The 19,477-nt window shown below is 70.9% G+C and carries 16 protein-coding genes and 2 tRNA genes; 5 read left to right on the plus strand and 13 right to left on the minus strand.

What is annotated here, in order from left to right; genetic code table 11:
* Nucleotides 1–21: 21 nt before the first annotated feature.
* Genes ABD213_RS10450 through ABD213_RS10460 form a run of 3 tightly spaced genes read left to right on the plus strand, consistent with a single transcriptional unit; the run spans nt 22 to nt 3,453 of the window.
* A complete protein-coding gene (locus tag ABD213_RS10450; protein WP_344327837.1) occupies nt 22–2,109 on the plus strand; it encodes an alkaline phosphatase family protein in 2,088 nt (695 codons plus the stop codon).
* Nucleotides 2,106–2,885 (plus strand): MBL fold metallo-hydrolase, encoded by a 780-nt coding sequence (locus ABD213_RS10455; RefSeq protein WP_344327840.1) that lies wholly within the window; start codon nt 2,106–2,108, stop codon nt 2,883–2,885. Before ABD213_RS10450 ends, ABD213_RS10455 begins: the two co-directional genes overlap by 4 nt.
* A complete protein-coding gene (locus ABD213_RS10460) occupies nt 2,878–3,453 on the plus strand; it encodes a DedA family protein (protein ID WP_344327843.1) in 576 nt (191 codons plus the stop codon). Before ABD213_RS10455 ends, ABD213_RS10460 begins: the two co-directional genes overlap by 8 nt.
* Here ABD213_RS10460 and ABD213_RS10465 read toward each other — a convergent pair.
* The 7 genes from ABD213_RS10465 to gyrB form a co-directional block, all read right to left on the minus strand.
* Nucleotides 3,437–4,063: an MBL fold metallo-hydrolase gene (locus tag ABD213_RS10465; protein WP_344327848.1), complete on the minus strand. Its 627-nt coding sequence runs from the start codon at nt 4,061–4,063 to the stop codon at nt 3,437–3,439. The genes ABD213_RS10460 and ABD213_RS10465 overlap by 17 nt on opposite strands.
* Nucleotides 4,063–5,151: an S-(hydroxymethyl)mycothiol dehydrogenase gene (locus tag ABD213_RS10470; protein WP_344327850.1), complete on the minus strand. Its 1,089-nt coding sequence runs from the start codon at nt 5,149–5,151 to the stop codon at nt 4,063–4,065. The genes ABD213_RS10465 and ABD213_RS10470 overlap by 1 nt, the downstream gene beginning before the upstream one ends.
* 328 nt (nt 5,152–5,479) lie before the next feature.
* Nucleotides 5,480–5,552 (minus strand) — tRNA-Ala (locus ABD213_RS10475).
* 145 nt (nt 5,553–5,697) lie between these two features.
* Nucleotides 5,698–5,775: transfer RNA gene (locus ABD213_RS10480), tRNA-Ile, on the minus strand.
* 69 nt (nt 5,776–5,844) lie between these two features.
* Nucleotides 5,845–6,603, minus strand: a complete 759-nt coding sequence (locus ABD213_RS10485) for a DUF3566 domain-containing protein (RefSeq protein ID WP_344327853.1) — start codon at nt 6,601–6,603, stop codon at nt 5,845–5,847.
* Nucleotides 6,600–9,176, minus strand: a complete 2,577-nt coding sequence (gene gyrA / locus ABD213_RS10490; RefSeq protein WP_344327855.1) for a DNA gyrase subunit A — start codon at nt 9,174–9,176, stop codon at nt 6,600–6,602. The genes ABD213_RS10485 and gyrA overlap by 4 nt, the downstream gene beginning before the upstream one ends.
* A gap of 52 nt (nt 9,177–9,228) precedes the next feature.
* Nucleotides 9,229–11,238 (minus strand): DNA topoisomerase (ATP-hydrolyzing) subunit B, encoded by a 2,010-nt coding sequence (gyrB, locus tag ABD213_RS10495; RefSeq protein ID WP_344327859.1) that lies wholly within the window; start codon nt 11,236–11,238, stop codon nt 9,229–9,231.
* Nucleotides 11,239–11,458: 220 nt separating this feature from the next.
* Here gyrB and ABD213_RS10500 point away from each other — a divergent pair, with 220 nt between their 5' ends.
* Nucleotides 11,459–12,286: a phosphatase PAP2 family protein gene (locus tag ABD213_RS10500; protein ID WP_344327863.1), complete on the plus strand. Its 828-nt coding sequence runs from the start codon at nt 11,459–11,461 to the stop codon at nt 12,284–12,286.
* Here ABD213_RS10500 and ABD213_RS10505 read toward each other — a convergent pair.
* The 6 genes from ABD213_RS10505 to dnaA all read right to left on the minus strand — a co-directional run bounded on the left by ABD213_RS10505 (nt 12,252) and on the right by dnaA (nt 18,967).
* Entirely contained in the window at nt 12,252–13,244 is a 993-nt protein-coding gene (locus ABD213_RS10505) for a TIGR03885 family FMN-dependent LLM class oxidoreductase (RefSeq protein WP_344327868.1), read from the minus strand. The two genes, ABD213_RS10500 and ABD213_RS10505, sit on opposite strands and share 35 nt — an antisense overlap.
* Nucleotides 13,245–13,313: 69 nt before the next feature.
* The gene (locus tag ABD213_RS10510) at nt 13,314–13,832 is read right to left on the minus strand and encodes a DciA family protein (RefSeq protein ID WP_344327873.1); all 519 of its coding nucleotides are present in this window, start codon (nt 13,830–13,832) and stop codon (nt 13,314–13,316) included.
* Nucleotides 13,825–14,961 (minus strand): DNA replication/repair protein RecF, encoded by a 1,137-nt coding sequence (gene recF, locus ABD213_RS10515; protein WP_344327877.1) that lies wholly within the window; start codon nt 14,959–14,961, stop codon nt 13,825–13,827. Before recF ends, ABD213_RS10510 begins: the two co-directional genes overlap by 8 nt.
* Nucleotides 14,962–14,969: 8 nt before the next feature.
* Nucleotides 14,970–15,899, minus strand: a complete 930-nt coding sequence (gnd, locus tag ABD213_RS10520) for a phosphogluconate dehydrogenase (NAD(+)-dependent, decarboxylating) (protein WP_344328317.1) — start codon at nt 15,897–15,899, stop codon at nt 14,970–14,972.
* A 22-nt stretch (nt 15,900–15,921) separates the two neighbouring features.
* A complete protein-coding gene (gene dnaN / locus ABD213_RS10525; protein ID WP_344327880.1) occupies nt 15,922–17,064 on the minus strand; it encodes a DNA polymerase III subunit beta in 1,143 nt (380 codons plus the stop codon).
* A gap of 385 nt (nt 17,065–17,449) precedes the next feature.
* Entirely contained in the window at nt 17,450–18,967 is a 1,518-nt protein-coding gene (gene dnaA / locus ABD213_RS10530) for a chromosomal replication initiator protein DnaA (RefSeq protein ID WP_344327882.1), read from the minus strand.
* Nucleotides 18,968–19,330: 363 nt separating this feature from the next.
* Between dnaA and rpmH the strand changes: the two genes are divergently transcribed.
* Nucleotides 19,331–19,468, plus strand: coding sequence for a 50S ribosomal protein L34 (gene rpmH / locus ABD213_RS10535; RefSeq protein WP_344327887.1), 138 nt, complete (start codon nt 19,331–19,333; stop codon nt 19,466–19,468).
* The last annotated feature ends 9 nt before the right edge of the window (nt 19,469–19,477 follow it).

Raw genomic sequence — 19,477 nt, forward strand, 5'->3', positions numbered from 1 at the left:
CGCCACCGTTACGCTCGGTCCGTGAGCGACGCGGACCGAGCCGGCTCGTCGGCACGCCGATGGCGTCTCCTGCGCCGCCGGGTGGCACGCTGGCGTCCCGGCTGGCGGTGGATCGGCGACGTCCTGCGGTCGTTCGTCGTCTCGTTCCTGGCCCTGACGCTCGCCCTGTGGGCCCTCCCCGGGACGCAGGTGACGCGCGGGACGGTCTCGGTGGCGGCTCTCGCCGTCGGCGTGCTGGCGGTCGGGGCACTGCTGCGGCCGTTGCTGACCTACGTCACCGTCATCACCGGAACGGTCGGGCTGCTCGTGGCCGGGCTGCTCGCCCAGGCGCTCGTCCTCTGGGTGGCCCTGGCCGTCGTCCCGACCGTCGAGCGGTTCAGCGTGGGCGAGGTGGTCCTGGCCGCCTGGGGTGCGGCCGTCGGTGGGGCGGCGATCAACTGGCTGTTCGACACCAGCACCGACGAGGCGTTCCTCGGACAGGTGCTCGGGCGGGCGGTCCGGGTCAACCACCGGCACCGCTCGAGCGGCCCGGCGATGCTCGTGGTGCAGCTCGACGGCGTGAGCGAACCGATCCTGCGGCAGGCGGTCACGGGCGGAACGATGCCGACCGTCGCGTCGTGGCTGCGCTCGGGTCGTCACGTGCTGCGGCCCTGGCACACCGGCATGCCCGCCACCACCCCCGCGGGCCAGGCCGTCCTGCTGCACGGCGACACCACCTCGGTGCCGTCGTTCCGCTGGTACGACAAGTCCGCCGGTCGCCTGGTCGTGACCAGCCAGCCGGCCGACGTCGCCGAGGTCGAGCGCCGACTGAGCACCGGCCGGGGGTTCCTCGCCGACGGCGGCGTCAGCATCTCCAACCTCTTCTCCGGTGACGCCCCGACCCGGTTGCTCACCATGAGCGACGCGCGGCTGCCGGGGGCCGACCGGGGTGCCGCGTCGTACGCCGTGGCCCGCACCGGCATGGCCCGCTCCATCGTCCTGTTCATCGGCCAGATGGTCACCGAGTGGCACCAGGGGCGCCGCCAGCGCCGACGCGACGTGGTCCCACGGGTCAAGCGCGGCAGCAGCTTCGTCTTCCTGCGCGGACTCACCACCGTTGTCCTGCGCGACCTGAACGTCGCCATGGTGGCCGAGCAGATGGCACGCGGAGCGGACGTGATCTTCGTCGACTTCGTCGACTACGACGAGGTCGCCCACCACGCCGGCCCGAGCCGCCCGGAGTCGATCAAGACCCTGGAGAGCCTCGACCGGGTGCTGCAGTTCTTCGCCGAGCTGGAGGCGGAGATCAGCCGCGACTACGAGATCGCGATCGTCTCCGACCACGGGCAGTCCCAGGGGATGACCTTCCGTCAGCTGACCGGGCGCACCCTGCACGACGTCGTGGCCGAGCTGGCCCGCCAGCCCGCCCGCGTGCACCACGACGACGACCCGGCCGAGCCGTGGGCACCGGCGAACGTCCTGCTGAGCAGCGCCGCCCGCGGCGACCGGGCCATGGCGATCGCGGCCCGCGGGGCCGGGCAACGTCGCGGCGGCGGTCTCGGTCCGGACGAGGGCGCCGGGGACGAGTCGATCGTCGTGGCGGCCTCCGGCAGCCTGGCGCACGTCTACCTCACCGACATGCCCGGCCGCGCTACCCGCGACGAGGTCCTCGCCCGCCACCCAGAGCTCTTGCGTGGGCTCGCGACCCACCCCCACGTGGGCGCCGTCCTCGTGCGCGACGAGGCCGAGCGCCTGCTCGCCGTCGGCGCCCACGGCTGGCGGGTCGTGCAGGCCGGGCGCGCCGTCGGCGGCGACGGGGTCGACCCGCTGGCGGTCTACGGACCGCACGCCGCCGACGACGTCGCCGGGCTGGACCAGCGCGAGCACGTGGGCGACCTCGTCGTGCTGGGCGCCTACGACCCCGCGATCGACGAGGTCGTCGCGTTCGAGGAGCTGGTCGGCTCCCACGGCGGGATCGGCGGTGCGCAGACCGAGGCGATGCTCGTCCACCCCGCCTCCTGGGACGTGCCCGACGCGAGCCCGCTCACGGGGCTGGACGTCCACGCGACCCTCGTCAGGCGCCTCGAACAGCTCGGCCTGCGCTCCGAGACCCAGCGGTCCCTGCCGTGACCGCTGCCGGGCTGTCCGTGACCTGGTGGGGCCACGCCGGCGTCACCGTCGAGTGCGACGGCGTGCGGGTGCTGACCGACCCGCTGCTCGTCGACCGCCTCGCGCACCTGCGCCGCCAGGCGCCGAGCGTCCCGGGCGATGCCCGACGGGCCGACGTCGTCCTCGTGTCCCACCTGCACGCGGACCACCTGCACGTCGGCTCGCTGCGCCAGGTCGACCCGCGGGCGACGCTCGTCGTGCCGCGCGGTGCCGCGACGCTCCTCGTGTCCCTGCCGCACCGGGTCGTCGAGGTGGCGCCGGGCGAGCAGGTCACCGTCGGGGACGTCGAGGTCCAGGTCCTCCCGGCCAGCCACGACGACCGTCGACACCCGGCCTCGTCGCTGCGGGCATCGGCCGTCGGCTTCCGCTTCACGGTCGGGGGCCGTTCGGTGTGGTTCCCCGGGGACACCGGTCCGCGGGCCGACCACGCCGACCTCCAGCCGGTCAACCTCGGCCTCGTGCCGGTCGGGGGGTGGGGACCGTCTCTAGGCGACGGTCACCTCACCCCCGAGCAGGCGGCCGACGCCACTCGTGCGGTCGGGTGCCGGTGGGTCCTGCCCGTGCACCACGGAACGCTGTGGCCGATGGGCCTGCGCCACCTCGACCCCGCGGGCTTCCGGCGCTGGTTCACCGAACCGGCGCCACGGTTCGCCACCCTGCTCGCCGACGACGACGTCGAGGTCGTGCGTGCGCGTCACAACACTCCGGTCGTGCTGGGGGTGGGCGACGATGAGTGAGGGTCTCGGCGTCGTCGGACTCCTGGCCCTGTTCGGGTTCGTGCTGCTCGGCTCGACGGTCCCGGTCGTCCCGACGGGTCCGGCCGTCAGTGCGGCCGCCGTCCTCGCCGGTGCGCACTGGTGGGAGGTCGCGCTCGTGGTCGTCGTCGGGGCGGGTGGTGCCTACGGCGGCGACCTCACGACGTTCGCGGTGCTCCGGACCGCTGGGGCGTCCCTCGCCCAGCGCGTGGGCTGGCTCCAGCGCGACGATCCCGAGGGGGCCCTCGCCCGCATCCGCGCCGGCATCGAGGCGCGGGAGATGAGGACGCTGCTCGTGTCCCGCCTGATCCCCGGCGGACGCGTCCCCGTGCTGCTGGCGGCCTCGCTCGGCGGCTACCCCTGGCACCGCTTCGTGCTCGCCGCGATCGCCTCGACGCTGCTGTGGGCGAGCACCTACACCGCCATCGGCCTGCTCGGGGACTCGCTGTTCGACGACCCGCAGCTCGCGGTCATCAGCGCCGTCGTCGGTGCCGTGCTCCTCACCGTCGTGCTCCAGGCGATCCAGCGCGCGCTCAGGAACCGCGCGTGATCCACTCCTGCAGGTGCGGGGCCTCGTCGCCGATGCGGGTGTCGTCGCCGTGGCCGGTGTGCACGACCGTGTCCGGTGGCAGGACCAGCAGCACGTCGCGGATCGAGGCGATGATCGTCTCGAAGCTGGAGTAGCTGCGCCCGGTCGCACCGGGTCCGCCGTTGAACAACGTGTCGCCGGAGAACAGGGCGCCCAGCTCCTCGGCGTACAGGCACGTGCTCCCGGGCGAGTGACCCGGGGTGTGGAGAGCCGTCAACGTCGTGCCCGCGACGCTGATCTCCTGGCCGTCGAGCAGCTCCTCGTCCGGCGGGGTGCCGTTCTCGACGTCCCACAGCATCCGGTCCGCCGGCGGGAACCACGTCGGCGCCCCGGTACGGCGCGCGACCTCCACGGCCGCGTTGACGTGGTCGTTGTGCCCGTGGGTGAGGACGACGGCCCTCACCGTGCGGTCACCCACGGCTGCCACGATCGCGTCGGCGTCGTGCGGGGCGTCGATGACCACGACCTCGGCGTCGTCGCCGACGATCCAGACGTTGTTGTCGACGTCCCAGCTGCCGCCGTCGAGCTCGAATGTGCCCGAGGTGACGACCTTCTCGATGCGGGCGGCCATCAGAGCTCCACCACCGAACGCAGCACGTCGCCGTGGTGCATCTTCGCGAAGGCCGCCTCGATGTCGTCCATGCCGATCCGTTCGGTGACGAAGGCGTCGAGGTCGAGCCTGCCCTGCTGGTAGAGGTCGACGAGCATCGGGAAGTCCCGGCTCGGCAGGCAGTCGCCGTACCAGCTGGACTTCAGCGACCCACCTCGGGCGAAGACGTCGATGAGCGGCATCTGCGGCACCGTCATGTCCGGCGTCGGCACGCCGACGAGGACCACCGTGCCGGCGAGATCACGCGCGTAGAAGGCCTGCTTCCAGGTCTCGGGGCGTCCGACGGCGTCGATGACGACGTCCGCACCGAAGCCGCCGGTGAGCTCCTGGACCGCCTCGACGACGTCGTGGTCGGAGGCGTCGACCGTGTGGGTGGCGCCGAGGCCGGTGGCCCACTCGAGCTTGCGGGGGTCGAGGTCGATCGCGATGACCTTCGCCGCACCGGCCAGGGCGGCTCCGGCGACGGCGGCCGCACCCACGCCACCGCAGCCGATGACCGCAACGGTGTCGCCGCGCTCCACGTGCCCGGTGTTGATCGCCGCCCCGAGCCCGGCCATCACGCCGCAGCCGAGGAGACCCACGGCGGCTGCGTCCGCGGTGGGGTCGACCTTCGTGCACTGGCCGGCGGCGACGAGCGTCTTCTCCGCGAAGGCGCCGATGCCGAGGGCGGGGGACAGGGCCGTGCCGTCCTCCAACGTCATCGGCTGCGCGGCGTTGTGCGTCTCGAAGCAGTACCAGGGACGACCGCGACGGCACGCGCGGCACTGTCCACAGACGGCGCGCCAGTTGAGGATGACCCGGTCCCCGGGCGAGACCTCGGTGACGCCGTCGCCGACGGTCTCCACCTCCCCGGTGGCCTCGTGCCCGAGCAGGAACGGGAACTCGTCGTTGATGCCGCCCTCGCGATAGTGCAGGTCGGTGTGGCAGACCCCGCACGTGAGCACCCGCACGACCGCCTCACCCGGCCCGGGGTCCGGGACGATGATGTTCTCGATGCTGACGGGTTCGCCCTTGGCGTGGGCGACGACGCCCCTGACGGTCTGTGGCATGGGCTGTCCTTCGATGGTGACGTGGGTCACCGTCGACGGTACCGGAGCTCTGCGCAGCGCGCGATGCCCATCGTGGCGGGCCTGTCGGCCGGAATCACACTGGTGTAGTTCTCCACAGCGTTGCCCACACCTGGGGACGACTACCGCTGGTCGAACGGGGTCATCGGCGCCTCGAGGTAGTCCTCGTGCGCCTGCCCGGCCTGCGGGATCCAGCGGATCGCCGACCAGGTAGCTCGCCGGGGGATCGGCCGCCGGTTGCGGCAACCCAGATCCTGCGGACCCGACGCCGCCGTACATGCGGTGGTGTCCACGCTCGGTCGAGGGAGGGTGGAGCTAAGGGGACTCGAACCCCTAACCCCCTGCTTGCAAAGCAGGTGCGCTACCAATTGCGCCATAGCCCCGTGGGGTGGGATCAGACCGGGTCGGTGGCCTGGGCCCAGGTGTCGGCGGGCTTGCTGCCTCGGCGGGTGAGCGCCCAGACGATGCCGGCGGCCGCGGCCGCCACGGCGAGGACCTTCTTCATGCTGCCTCCTGTGGCGGTTGCGGTGGTGGGCCTAGCTGGACTTGAACCAGCGACCTCTTCCTTATCAGGGAAGCGCTCTAACCGAGCTGAGCTATAGGCCCGCAACAGCGGTGAACGTTACCGCACGACACCCCACCCGCACGAATCGGGTCCCGTCGCGCGGAGGCCGCTCACCGGTCCTGGAAGGTGATGCCGATGCCACCCATCAGCTGCGCCGCCAGGTTGTACAGGTGCGCGGCGATCGTGGCCATCATCGTGAAGACGATGACGTTGATCGCCGACAGCACGAGCGTCAGACCCACGAGTCGCCCGAGCCCGAAGTAGTCGGTCAGGTCGAACCCGGCCTCGCCGTCGCTCAGCACCGTGGCGATGCTGCCGTTGAGCTGGTCCCACACGCCGGCGAGGTCGAGCACCACCCAGAAGATCGTGACCGCCACGACCGCCACGATCATCATGGCCACCGAGACGACGAACGCCAGCCGGGTGACCGACCACGGCTCGACGCGCACGAGCTGCAGGCGGGCCCGCCGCGCAGCAGCCGCCGCGTCGGACGTCGCAGCGGGCGCGGGCTTCTGCGTCGGTGCCGCCTTCGGCTTCTCCTGCACCGCCGGGATGACCGCCGTGGACTCGGCGGAGTCCTGGGTGGTCTTGGCGTAGTCACCGGCCGTGGGCGTGCGGGTCGGCGCGGTCCCCGCCGTCGGCTGCTTCGCGGGTTCGGAGGCGGGCGCCTTCTTCGCTGCCGGCTTCTTCTGCGGCGCCTTCGTGGCGGGTGCCTTCTTCTGCGGCGGCGACGTCGGCGCCTCCTTCTTGGCGCTGCTGCGCGAGGCCGGCGAGGCTCCCGTCGACGCGGGTCGGGCGGCACCCTTGGCTGGGCTCTTGGCGGGACCCCTGCTGGAGGAGTTCGCCGGCTCCTTGGCGTTGCTGGTCACTCGTCCTGCCCCTCGTCGGTCTGGTCCTCGGCCGCTGACGGCTCCGCCGCCTGGGCTTCGGCGTCGTCCACGGGGGCGATCTCGGTGTTGCGAGCGATCGTGACCACCCGATCGTCACCCTTGAACTTCACGAAGCTGACCCCCATCGTGCCACGTCCCTTGGCAGGAACCCCGGCGACGAGGCTGCGCGTGACCTGTCCGGATGCGGTGACGGAGATGACGTCGTCGGAGTCCTTGAGCACCAGACCACCGACGAGCTCACCGCGGTTCTCGGTGATCTGCATGGCCTTGATGCCGAGTCCGCCGCGTCCCTGCAGGCGGTACTCATCGATCGAGGTCTTCTTGGCGAAGCCGCCGTCGGTGACGGTGAAGACGTACAGCATGTCCTCGGCCGGCACCTCCTCGACGTCGACCGCGGCGTGCTCGCGACGGATGACGGTCATCGACAGCAGCGAGTCGTCGCCACGGAACTTCATGCCCGTGACGCCGGAGGTGGCCCGGCCCATCGGACGGAGCTGCTCGTCGTCGGCGCGGAAGCGGATCGCCTGCGCCTTCCTGGAGATCAGCAGGAGGTCGTCGTCGGTGTGCACGAGCTCGGCACCGATCAGCGCGTCGTCGTCCTCACGGAAGTTGATGGCGATGACGCCGGCCTGCCGCGGGCTGTTGTAGTCGGCCAGACGGGTCTTCTTGACCAGGCCCTTGCGCGTGGCGAGCACGAGGTAGGGCGCCTGGTCGTAGTCGCGGATCGCGAGGACCTGGGCGATCTCCTCGTCGGGCTGGAAGCTCAGCAGCCCGGCGACGTGGCCACCCTTGGCGTCGCGGCCCGCCTCCGGCAGCTGGTAGGCCTTCGTCCGGTAGACCCGCCCCGCCGTGGTGAAGAACAGGATCCAGTGGTGGGCCGTGGTCGGGAACAGGTGGTCGACGAAGTCGCCGTCGCGCAGCTGCGCACCGCGGACCCCCTTGCCGCCGCGCCCCTGCACCCGGTACAGGTCGGTCTTGGTGCGCTTGGCGTACCCCCCACGGGTGATCGTGACGACGACCTCCTCGTCGGGGATGAGGTCCTCCATGGACAGGTCGCCGTCGGCCGGGACGATCTGGGTGCGCCGGTCGTCGCCGTACTTGTCGACGATCGCCGCGAGCTCGTCGGAGACGATCTGGCGCTGCCGCTCCTCGCTGGCGAGGATGGCGCGGTAGTCGGCGATGAGCTCCTCCAGCTCGGCGAGCTTGTCGAGGATCTTCTGGCGCTCGAGCGCCGCGAGCCGGCGCAGCTGCATCTCCAGGATCGCGTTGGCCTGGACCTCGTCGATCTTCAGCAGCGCGATGAGACCCGTGCGCGCCTCCTCGACCGTCGGGCTGCGACGGATGAGCGCGATGACCTCGTCGAGCGCGTCGAGCGCCTTGCCGAGGCCGCGGTAGATGTGGGCGTCCTCCTCGGCCTTGCGCAGGCGGTAGCGGGTGCGTCGCTGGATGACCTCGATCTGGTGGCCGATCCAGTGGGTGACGAAGGCGTCGAGGCTGAGGGTGCGCGGCACGTCGTCGACGAGGGCCAGCATGTTGGCGCTGAAGTTCGTCTGGAGCTCGGTGTGCTTGTAGAGGTTGTTGAGCACGACGCGAGCGACGGCGTCCTTGCGCAGCTCGACCACGATGCGCCGGCCCACGCGCGAGCTGGACTCGTCGCGCAGGTCGGAGATGCCGTGGATGCGACCGGTGTTGACCAGGTCGGCGATCTTCTTCATCAGGGAGTCGGGGTTGACCTGATACGGCAGCTCGGTGACGACCAGCTGGATGCGTCCGCGGGTGTCCTCCTCGATGCCGACGACCGCCCGCATCGGCACCGAGCCGCGACCCGTGCGGTACATGTCCTGGATGCCCTTGGTGCCCACGATGAGCGCATGGGTCGGGAAGTCCGGACCCTTGACGCGCTCCAGCAGCGCCTCGAGCAGCTCCTCCTTGCCGGCCTCGGGGTGGGCGAGCGCCCACTGCACGCCGTCGGCGACCTCGCGCAGGTTGTGCGGCGGGATGTTCGTGGCCATGCCGACGGCGATGCCGGCCGAACCGTTGACCAGCAGGTTCGGGATGCGCGAGGGCAGCACCGACGGCTCGGAGGAACGGCCGTCGTAGTTCGGCTTGAAGTCGACGGTGTCCTCGTCGATGTCGCGGACCATCTCCATCGCGATGGGCGCGAGCTTGCACTCGGTGTAGCGCATCGCGGCCGCGGGGTCGTCGCCCGGGGAGCCGAAGTTGCCCTGCCCGGAGATCATCGGCGCCCGCATCACCCACGGCTGCGCCAGGCGCACGAGGGTGTCGTAGATCGCCGTGTCGCCGTGCGGGTGGTACTGACCCATGACGTCGCCGATGATGCGGCTGCACTTGGAGAAGCCGCGGTCGGGGCGGTAGCCGCCGTCGAACATCGCGTAGAGCACGCGTCGGTGCACGGGCTTGAGACCGTCGCGGACGTCCGGCAGCGCGCGGGAGACGATCACGCTCATCGCGTAGTCGATGTAGGAGCGCTGCATCTCCTCCTGCAGCTCGACGGGCTCGATCCGGTCGCGCTCGATGGGGGTGTCGGTCACAGGTCAGTCCTTGTCGGTGAGGTCGGACGGCACAGGGCGCAGGCGCACCGGGTCAGATGTCGAGGAAGCGGACGTCCTTGGCGTTGCGCTGGATGAAGCTGCGGCGCTGCTCGACGTCCTCCCCCATGAGCGTCGTGAAGATCTCGTCGGCCAGGGCGGCGTCGTCGAGGGTGACCTGGCGCAGCACGCGGGCGTCGGGGTCCATCGTGGTCTCCCACAGCTCGGAGTCGTTCATCTCGCCCAGGCCCTTGTAGCGCTGCACCGGCGCCTCCTTGGGCAGCCGGCGGCCGGCCTCGGCCCCGGCCTTCAGCAGGACGTCGCGCTCGCGGTCGGTGTACGCCAGCTCGTGCGGGGCGTTGGTCCACTTGATCTTGTACAGCGGCGGCTGCGCGAGGTAGACGTAGCCACCGTCGATGAGAGGCTTCATGAACCGGAACAGCAGCGTCAGCAGCAGGGTGGAGATGTGCTGGCCGTCGACGTCGGCGTCGGCCATCAGCACGATCTTGTGGTAGCGGAGCTTGGCGATGTCGAACTCGTCGTGCACGCCGGTGCCGAGCGCGGAGATGATGGCCTGCACCTCGGCGTTCTGCAGGATCTTGTCGATGCGCGCCTTCTCGACGTTCAGGATCTTCCCGCGCAGCGGGAGGATCGCCTGGGTCCGCGGGTCGCGGCCGCCCTTGGCCGACCCACCGGCGGAGTTGCCCTCGACGATGAAGACCTCGCACTCCTCCGGCGAGCGGCTCGAGCAGTCGGCCAGCTTGCCGGGCAGGCCGCCGGAGCCGAGGAAGCCCTTGCGGTTGCGCGCGAGGTCGCGGGCCTTGCGGGCCGCGAGGCGTGCGCTCGCGGCGTCGATCGCCTTGCGGATGATGGTCTTGCCCTCGCCGGGGTTGCGCTCGAGCCAGGCGGCGAGCTCCTCGTAGACGACCTTCTGCACGAAGCTGCGAGCCTCGGAGTTGCCGAGCTTGGTCTTGGTCTGGCCCTCGAACTGGGGCTCGGCGAGCTTGATGGAGATGATCGCGGTCAGGCCCTCGCGGATGTCCTCCCCGGAGAGCTCCTCCTTGCCCTTGAGGAGGTTGTTGGCGTCGGCGAACCGCTTGACCGTGGAGGTGAGCGCCGTGCGGAAGCCCTCCTCGTGGGTGCCGCCCTCGTGGGTGTTGATCGTGTTGGCGAAGGTGTGCACGGACTCGGAGAAGGAGTCGTTCCACTGCATCGCCAGCTCCAGCGACAGGCCGTTCGCCTCGTCGTCGCGCTCGATCGAGATGACCTCGCGGTGGATGGGGGCCTTGGCGCCGACGTTGATGTGGTTCACGTAGTCGACGAGGCCGCCGTCGAAGCGGAACCGCGCCTCGCGCTCGACGTCGTCGGTGCCGTCGGCGTCGTCGATGCCGAGGTCCCGGTCGTCGCGCAGCCTGATCTCCAGGCCCTTGTTGAGGAACGCCATCTCGCGGAAGCGGGACTTGAGCGTCTCGAAGGAGTACGTCGTGGACTCGAAGATCTCGCCGTTGGCGTAGAAGACCTGGGTCGTGCCGGTCTCGTCGGTGGCCTCGCCCTTCTCGAGCTCGGCCGTCGGCACGCCGTTGTCGAACGTCTGGCGCCACACGAAGCCGTCACGGCGGATGGTGGTGTGCATCGTGGTGCTGAGCGCGTTGACGACCGAGATGCCGACGCCGTGCAGACCGCCGGAGACCTTGTAGCCGCCACCGCCGAACTTGCCGCCGGCGTGCAGCGACGTCATGACGAGCGTGATGGCGGGGATCTTCTCGGTGGGGTGCATGTCGACCGGGATCCCTCGGCCGTCGTCGGTGACCCGGACGCCCCCGTCGGCCTGGAGCACCACCTCGATGTGGGTGGCGTGACCGGCCAGCGCCTCGTCGACGGAGTTGTCGACGACCTCGTACACGAGGTGATGCAGGCCGCGCTCGCCGGTCGAGCCGATGTACATGCCGGGACGCTTGCGCACCGCCTCCAGGCCCTCGAGGACCTGGATGTTGCTGGCGTCGTAGCCTCCCTCGGCCGGAGCGGGGGTCTCGTTCGGGACGTCGGGCTCGGGAGTGGAGGTCACCGATCCAGTATACGGGCGATTGTGTGGCTCCCAGGGACCGGTGCTCCGACGATGCGTCGGTGTCGGCGCCCAGGATGGCCACTCAGCGGGCCAGGAGGCGGCCTCTGCCGTCCGAACGACCCCCGGTCCTGGCCCCTGATCGTCCGCGGGGGGTGCGAGTCGGTCTGCGGGTCCCCGGCCAGGGTGGTCCCCCTTGACCCGCTCCGGCATCGTGGAAGGGGTGAACGCCGTCCTCGTCGAGCGCCCCGCTCCTCGTGCCCAGACCGACCGTCGCGCCGTCGGGATCCGGCTGCTCGTCGCCCTGGGATCAGTGGTCTCGCTGACCGTGCTGGCCTGGTTCGTGCTGCGCACGGGCGTCGGACAACGGTGGGACGACGGCGCGATGACCACGGTCGTGGCCGGGCGTGACACCAGGCTGACCGTACTGAGCCTCCTCGGTCGCGTCTCGATCGGGACGATCGTCGTCGTCGCGACGGTCTGCGTGCTGCTGGCTCTCGCGCAGGGGCGTCTCGCCGCGGCCGCCGCGGCGCTCGTCGTGCTCGCGGGCGCCAACGTCACGACACAGGTGCTCAAGCACGGCGTGCTCGAGCGCGTCGACGGCTACGTCCAGGCGCCGAACAGCTTCCCCAGCGGACACACCACGGTCGTGGCCGCCGGTGTCGCGGCGCTGCTGCTGGTGGCGCCGCGCGTCCTCACGCCGCTCGTGGCGTTCGCGGGCTCGGCGGCGATCACGCTCACCGCCTGCTCGACCATCGTGGCCGGCTGGCACCGACCCGCCGACGTCGTGGGATCGGTCCTCGTGGCGCTCGCGTGGGCCGCCTTCGCCGCGCTCGTGACGGGGGGCGCCCGCCGTCGCGTCCCAGGGTGCTGGCTCGGCGCCCTGACCGGCGCAGGTGTCGGGCTGCTCGCGCTCGTCGCGATCGGCGTCCGTCCGGCCTACGGCTGGAGCGGCTTCGCCGAGGCAGCCGTCGTGCTGGGCTCGATCGCGCTCGCCGTCGGCGTGTTGGTGGCCCTCATGGGCCTCGTGGTCCCTCGCGCGAGGACCTGAGCGCGGGGAGCAGCTCGTGCTCGGCGACCTGCAGGAACGGGGCCTGGTCCTGGCCGACGTGGTGCAGGTAGACCTCGTCGAAGCCGAGTGAGACGAGCTGGAGCAGCCGTTCCGCCAGGTCGGGGACGGAGTCCGAGACGAGCACGGCCTCGGCGACGTCGGAGTCCGGCACGTCGTGTCCGTGGGCGTCGAGCTCCTGCGGCGTCGCGGCGTCGTAGTGCAGCACGGTCGGCAGCGCGTGGTTCTGCCACTGGTCACGGGCGATCTCACGGGCCAGCGTCATCGTCGGCGCGAGGCACACGTGGACCTGCAGCGCGACCGTCCCGGTCCCCCCGGCGTCGCGGTACGCCCGGACGACGTCGCGCACCACGTCCACGTCGTCGTTGACCGTCACGAGCCCGTCGGCCCACGACGCGGCCCGCTCGGCGGTCGCCGGTGTGAGGGCTGCGCCGACCAGCCGAGGTGGCGTGCTCGGACGGGAGTAGACCTGGGCCCGCTCGACCCTCACGTGCCCGCGATGGGTCACCTCGTCACCGGCGTGCAGGCGACGCACGACGTCGACGCACTCCTCGAGCCGTTCCTGGCGCACGTCCTTCGGCGGCCACGGGTCGCCCGTGACGTGCTCGTTCATGTTCTGGCCCGACCCGAGCGCCATCCAGAAGCGACCGGGGAACATCTCGGCGACGGTCGCCGAGGCCTGCGCGACGACCGCCGGGTGGTAGCGCTGCCCCGGGGCGGTGACCGTCCCGAAGGTCAGGTCGGTCGTCGCGAGCGCGGCCCCGAGCCACGTCCAGGCGAAGCCCGAGTGACCCTGGCGGACCGACCAGGGGGCGAAGTGGTCCGAGCACATCGCCATGTCGAAGCCCGCTCGCTCGGCGGCCTGCACGTCGCGCAGCAGCTGCGACGGCGCGATCTGCTCGTGGGAGGCGTGGAACCCGTAGGCGGGAGGAGTGCTCATCCCTCTCCGTTCTACGCACGTCGAGGATCGTTCGCATCTTCGCGGTCCCGGTGCCGGGGGCGGGCCGTCTCAGCCGTACGTGTCCCGCGGACCGCGACCACCACGCACCGACCGGCTGCCGCGCTTCCACGACGGTGCCCGCGGCCCCGTCACCTCGATGCGGACCACCGTGCCGTGCCCGAGCTCCTCGTTGAGCCTGGCCACGAGCCGGGGAGCGAGCAGGCGCAGCTGCGTCGCCCAGGCGGTGGAGTCGGTCCGCACGTGCAGCACCGCGTCGGTGAGCTCGGTGACCGTGGTGTGCTCGGCCACCTCCGGACCGACGATCGCCGCCCAGTCGCTGAAGACCCGCTGCTCGGAGAGGCGGACCTCCCAGCCCTCCGCCCGGACCAGGTCACCGAGGACGTCGGTCAGCGGCACCGGGTCCTCGCGGGCACCGCGCCGCGGGGACGGTGGCGGCCTGCGCCGCGCCACCGGCCGGGCCGCCGGACCGTCGCGGTAGGAGTCGGCCACCCTGCGGGCGAGCGCGAGGGGATCCGGTGCCGGGTCCTGCTCCGGCGACTCGGCCGGCGGCTCGGGCGGCTCACTCATCGGCACTCACCGTGCCAGCGTGCACCCGGAACCGCCGTCCGAGCAACGCTGCGGGCACGTCCGCGGCGACCGCGGCGGTGATGAGGACCTGCTCGGCGGGCTCGACCAGTGCCGCGAGCTGGTCCCGCCGACCTTCGTCGAGCTCGGCGAAGACGTCGTCGAGGATGAGGACGGGGTCGTCGTCGTCGTCCTCGCGCAGCACCGTGAACGAGGCAAGGCGCAGGGCAAGGGCGAGGGACCAGGACTCGCCGTGGCTGGCGTAGCCCTTGGCGGGGAGGACGCCGATGTCGAGCTGGACGTCGTCGCGGTGCGGTCCGACGAGGCTGATGCCGCGGTCGCGCTCGTCCTGGCGCCGGTCCTGCAGACCCGCGTGCAGGGCCTCGGCGACGTCGTGCGGGGAGGCACCGGCCAGGGGCGTGGAGGGCCGGTAGGTCGTCGTGATGCGCCGCCGGTCCTCGGCGGCCGACGCGGCCACCGTGAGGTAGGCCTGCTCGAGGTGCGGTCCGAGGTCCTCCAGCAGGGCCAGGCGCGCCGAGACCAGCTCACCGCCGAGCGCGCAGAGCTTGTCGTCCCACAGATCAAGTGTCGACAAGTCGGCATGTCGATTCGATCGGGCAGACTTCAACAGCGTGTTGCGCTGCTTGAGCACCCGTTCGTAGTCCGCCTTGACACCGGCGAGTCGTGGAGCCCGCAGCACCACGAGGCCGTCGAGGAACCGACGGCGGTCCGACGGGTCACCCTTGACGAGCGCGAGGTCCTCGGGCGAGAACGTGACGGTGCGCAGGATGCCGACGAGGTCGCGCACCCGGGGGAGCGCGCCTCTGTTGACGCGCGCCCGGTTCGCCCGACCCGGCGTGATCTCCAGCTCCAGCAGGGCGGCACGGTCGCCGCGCTGGACCTCGGCGCGGACCACCGCGCGCTCGTGCGGACCGTCGGCGCCGGCCCGCACGAGCGGGGTGTCGGAGGAGACGCGGTGGGAGTCCAGGCGGGAGAGGTAGTCGATCGCCTCGACGAGGTTCGTCTTGCCCTGGCCGTTGGCGCCGATGAAGGCGGTGGGACCGTCCGTGAGGTCGATCTCGACCTCACGGTAGGAGCGGAAGTCGTGCAGGGAGAGCCGAGTGACGTGCATCCGCCTGCTCAGGCGTCCGCAGGATCGTGCCCGGTCTCCTTGGCCGCCTGCACCGCGTGCCCACCGAACTGCTGACGCATCGCGGCCACCGCCTGCATGGCCGGGGACTCGTCCTGGCGGGAGACGAACCGGGCGAAGAGCGACGCTGCGATCGTCGGAGCGGGCACGGCGTGGTCGATCGCCGCCTCGACCGTCCAGCGTCCCTCGCCGGAGTCCTCGGCGTAGCCGCGCACCTTCGACAGCGACGGGTCCTCCTCCAGCGCGTTCACCAGGAGGTCGAGCAGCCACGACCGCACCACGGTGCCCTCGCGCCAGGAGTCGAAGACCTCGGTCACGTTGTGCACGAGCTCGGCCTTCTCCAAGAGCTCGTAGCCCTCGGCATAGGCCTGCATCATGGCGTACTCGATGCCGTTGTGGACCATCTTGGAGAAGTGGCCGGCCCCGACGCCACCGGCGTGCACGAAGCCGGACTCGCCCTCGGGACGCAGCGCGTCGAAGACCGGCTGGACGATCGCGATGTCGTCCTCGCGGCCGCCGGCCATCAGGGCGTAGCCGTTCTCCAGGCCCCACACGCCGCCGCTGACGCCGCAGTCGACGTAGCCGATGCCCTTGCGGGCGGCGAGCTCGGCATGCTTCTCGTCGTCGGTCCAGCGGGAGTTGCCGCCGTCGACGATGACGTCGCCCTCGGAGAGCAGGTCGATGAGCGCCTCGACCGTGCTGCGGGTGACGTCGCCGGCGGGCACCATCACCCACACCACCTTGGGCGACGGCAGGGCGTCGACGAGGTCCTCCAGCGAGTCGACGTCGCTGACCTCGGGGTTGCGGTCGTAGCCGGTGACGGTGACGCCGTGCTTGCGCAGGCGGGTGCGCATGTTCCCGCCCATCTTGCCCAGTCCGATGAGTCCGAGGTGCATGGCTCTCCTTGAGGTCGGTGTGATCGGGGGGCGATCGGGGGACCGATCAGCTCTGCAGCCGGACCGGCATGATCAGGTAGCGGAAGGCGCCGTCGGGATCGTCACCGACCTCCTTGACGCCGGAGAGCGCCGCCGGCTTGGTGTGCTGGGTGAACGACAGGTGCACCACCGGCTCGGACATCACGCTCAGCCCCTCGAGCAGGTAGCTGGGGTTGAAGCCGATCGAGATGTCGTTGCCCTCGATCGTGGCACCGATGGACTCCGAGGCCTGGGCCTCGTCGCCGCTGCCGGCCTCCAGCAGGAGGGCGCCGTCGGCGAAGGTGAGCCGCACCGGGGTGTTGCGCTCGGCGACGAGGGCGACGCGCTTGACGGCGTCGATCAGCTCCGCCGTGGAGACGTGCGCGACGGTCTCGGCCTGGGCCTGGAACAACTGGCGCACGCGCGGGAAGTCGCCCTCGAGCAGTCGGGTGGTGGTGCGGCGGGTGCCGTTGCCGACCGTGCCCTCGAACCCGATGAGGCCGTCGCCGTGCTCGGCGGTGGCGACGGCGATCGTGACGTCGGTGCCGGCCACGAGGGAGCGCGCCGTCTCGCCGAGGACCTTGGCGGGCACGAGCGCGTGCGCCGAGGCGTCGCTCGCCTCGGGGAACCAGGTGAGCTCGCGCAGGCTGGCGCGGAAGCGGTCGGTGGCCATGAGCGAGATCGTGGACCCCTCGAGCTCCAGCCGGACACCGGTGAGCAGGGGCAACATCTCGTCACGTCCCGCGGCAGCGGACGCCTGGGCGACCGCCGTGGCGAACTGGTCGGCCTTGATCGTGCCCGAGGCGGTGGGCATCTCGGGCAGCTGCGGGTACTCCTCCACGGGCATCGTCTGCAGGCTGAACTTCGCGCTGCCGCAGGTGACGCGCACCTTGGTGCCCTCGAGGGTGACGTCGACCGGCTTGGCCGGCAGGGACTTGACGATCTCCGAGAGGAGGCGGCCCGAGACGAGTGCCCGACCGTCGTCGGCCACCTCGGCCGGCAAGGTGGCGCGCGTCGAGGTCTCGTAGTCGAACCCCGACAGGGTCAGTCCGTCACCGGCGGTCTCGATCAGCAACCCCGCGAGGACCGGGACGCTGGGACGGTTGGGGAGGCTGCGCGCGGTCCAGGCGACGGCGTCGGCGAAGGTGTCGCGATCGATGCGAAATCTCACGGGCAGGCCTCTCGGGCGTTGGGGTGGACGACATGAATCCTGCCACGCCTGGGGTCGGGACACGAAGGCTGTGGTTCGCGCTGCTCGTTCATCCACACCATGGCGTCCCGGTGTACTTCGAGCAGGAGGATGACATGAATACGTCTCGTCGTCGTAGTAGGCAGTGTGGACGTCGTGGAAATCGCTCATCGGCGCAGGTCAGACGGCGTGTCGGCCCGTGGACGGGCTGGGGGAGCAGCGGTGCACGGACGCAGCGGGCCTGTTGACGGCCACGACTCGTTCACATCGGGTTCACACGCGAGTCGTCGTCGTCCACCGACAGGACGCGGTTGCCCACAGGTTCGTCCCCAGCTGTGTGGAGCCGTCGAGGAGCGCCAGCGACGGCTCAGGACTGACGCGCCTGGGCCTTGATGCGGTTCGTCAGCTCGGTGACCTGGTTGAAGACCGCGTGCTTCTCGTTCATGAGCTTGCGGATCTTGCGGTCGGCGTGCATGACGGTGGTGTGGTCGCGACCGCCGAACTCCCGACCGATCTGCGGCAGCGACATGGCGGTCAGCTCGCGGCACAGGTACATCGCGATCTGGCGTGCGAGGACGAGGTTGCGGCTGCGGTTGGCGCCGCAGAGGTCGTCGATCGTCAGCTCCGAGTACGCCGCCGTCTGCGCCATGATCATGCCGACGGTGATCTCCGGCTCCTCGCCCTCGGCGACGAGGTCCTTCAGGACGATCTGCGCGAGCTGCATGTCGACGGTCTGGTTCTGCAGGTTCGCGAACGCCGTCGCGCGGATGAGTGCGCCCTCGAGCTCGCGGATGTTGGTCTGCACCTTGCTCGCGATGAACTCCAGGACGTCGGCCGGCGCCGTCAGCTTCTCGAGGGCGGCCTTCTTGCGCAGGATCGCGATGCGGGTCTCGAGGTCGGGCGGGAGCATCTCGGTCTGCAGGCCCCACTCGAACCTGTTGCGCAGCCGCTCCTCCAGCGTGCGCAGGTTCTTCGGCGGGCGGTCCGAGGTCATCACGATCTGCTTGTTCTCGTTGTGCAGCGCGTTGAAGGTGTGGAAGAACTCCGTCTGGGTCGACTCCTTGTTCTCCAGGAACTGGATGTCGTCGACCAGCAGGACGTCGATCTCGCGGTACTTCTGGCGCAGCGCCGCGGTGCGGTTCTCGCTGATCGCGTTGATGACGTCGTTGGTGAACTCCTCGCTGTTCACGTAGCGCACCCGCGAGGAGGGGTAGAGGTTGAGGACGTAGTGCCCGATGGCGTGCAGCAGGTGGGTCTTGCCGAGACCGGACTCGCCGTGGATGACGAGGGGGTTGTAGGCCTTGCCCGGAGCCTCCGACGCGGCCACGGCCGCGGCGTGGGCGAAGCGGTTCGACGAGCCGATGACGAAGTTCTCGAACAGGTACCGCGGGTTGAGGCGTGCCTCGACGGCGCCACCGCGGCGGATCTGGACGGGACGGGGCTGGGCCCAGCTGGGCACGAAGTCGTCGTCGCCGTCCAGGTCGGCGTCGTCGGCGTCACCGTCGGTGTCACCGTCGGTGGCGTCGCCCTCCACCACCCCAAGATCGCTTTGTCGACTTGTCGTCTCATCGACGTTCGCCTGGTCCTGCGTGTCGGGGCCGCGCGGTGCCGGCACGGACTCCGGCCGGGGCTCGTCGATCGTGACGATCAGGCGCACCTCGCGGCCGACGCGGGCGGTCAGCTCGTGCTCCAGCGCCGGACGGACGCGCGACTCCAGCTGGGCACGCGTCAGGTCGTCGGCGACACCGATGATGAAGATGCCCTCGTGCAGGCTGATCGGCGCGGCGTTGTGCGCCCATACCCGCGCTCCCGGGGAGAGCGTGTCGACCGCTGCGGTCCACAACGTCCCGAGATCAGGGGTCGCCCGTTCTTGGGCATCGGTCATCTGCTCTCCCGGAGATGTCTGGTCCACAACGTTGTCCACAGTATGTGCAAAGAGTCGTCGGCCTGGAGGCCGAGGGTGTCGCAGGTGTGGAAAACGCGGTAAGCGGCGACGCTAGCAGCGTCGGTCAGCCCGGATCAAGCGGTTCGGCCGATTGCCCCTCCCGATCCCGGCGTGTCGGATGGACCCCACGGCCGCAGGCAGGCTAAGGATGTGGGTTTGACCCTGTGCCGGTGGGCCCCGTACCGTGGGGTGGTCGTCCACACGACCGGCGTCGCATGCGCGCGCCCGGGCCGCTGTCACGGGCGACTCCCCCGTACTCGAGCGCGGATCCCCTGCCCGCGCCCCATGTGAGGAAATCGAACAGTGAGCAAGCGGACCTTCCAGCCGAACAACCGTCGTCGCAGCAAGAAGCACGGCTTCCGTCAGCGCATGCGCACGCGTGCCGGCCGCTCCATCCTGGCCGCTCGTCGGCGCAAGGGTCGCGCCAACCTCTCGGCCTGAGCCGTGCTC

The sequence above is a fragment of the Aeromicrobium halocynthiae genome (assembly GCF_039531385.1).
In the GTDB taxonomy this organism is placed as follows: domain Bacteria; phylum Actinomycetota; class Actinomycetes; order Propionibacteriales; family Nocardioidaceae; genus Aeromicrobium; species Aeromicrobium halocynthiae.

Excerpts from the sequence above, each read along its gene's own strand:
- ABD213_RS10460 (WP_344327843.1), top strand. The coding sequence starts at position 2,878 with ATGAGTGAGGGTCTCGGCGTCGTCGGACTCCTGGCCCTGTTCGGGTTC.
- ABD213_RS10465 (WP_344327848.1), bottom strand. The coding sequence starts at position 4,063 with ATGGCCGCCCGCATCGAGAAGGTCGTCACCTCGGGCACATTCGAGCTC.
- ABD213_RS10470 (WP_344327850.1), bottom strand. The coding sequence starts at position 5,151 with ATGCCACAGACCGTCAGGGGCGTCGTCGCCCACGCCAAGGGCGAACCC.
- ABD213_RS10505 (WP_344327868.1), bottom strand. The coding sequence starts at position 13,244 with ATGAGCACTCCTCCCGCCTACGGGTTCCACGCCTCCCACGAGCAGATC.
- ABD213_RS10510 (WP_344327873.1), bottom strand. The coding sequence starts at position 13,832 with ATGAGTGAGCCGCCCGAGCCGCCGGCCGAGTCGCCGGAGCAGGACCCG.
- recF (WP_344327877.1), bottom strand. The coding sequence starts at position 14,961 with ATGCACGTCACTCGGCTCTCCCTGCACGACTTCCGCTCCTACCGTGAG.
- dnaA (WP_344327882.1), bottom strand. The coding sequence starts at position 18,967 with ATGACCGATGCCCAAGAACGGGCGACCCCTGATCTCGGGACGTTGTGG.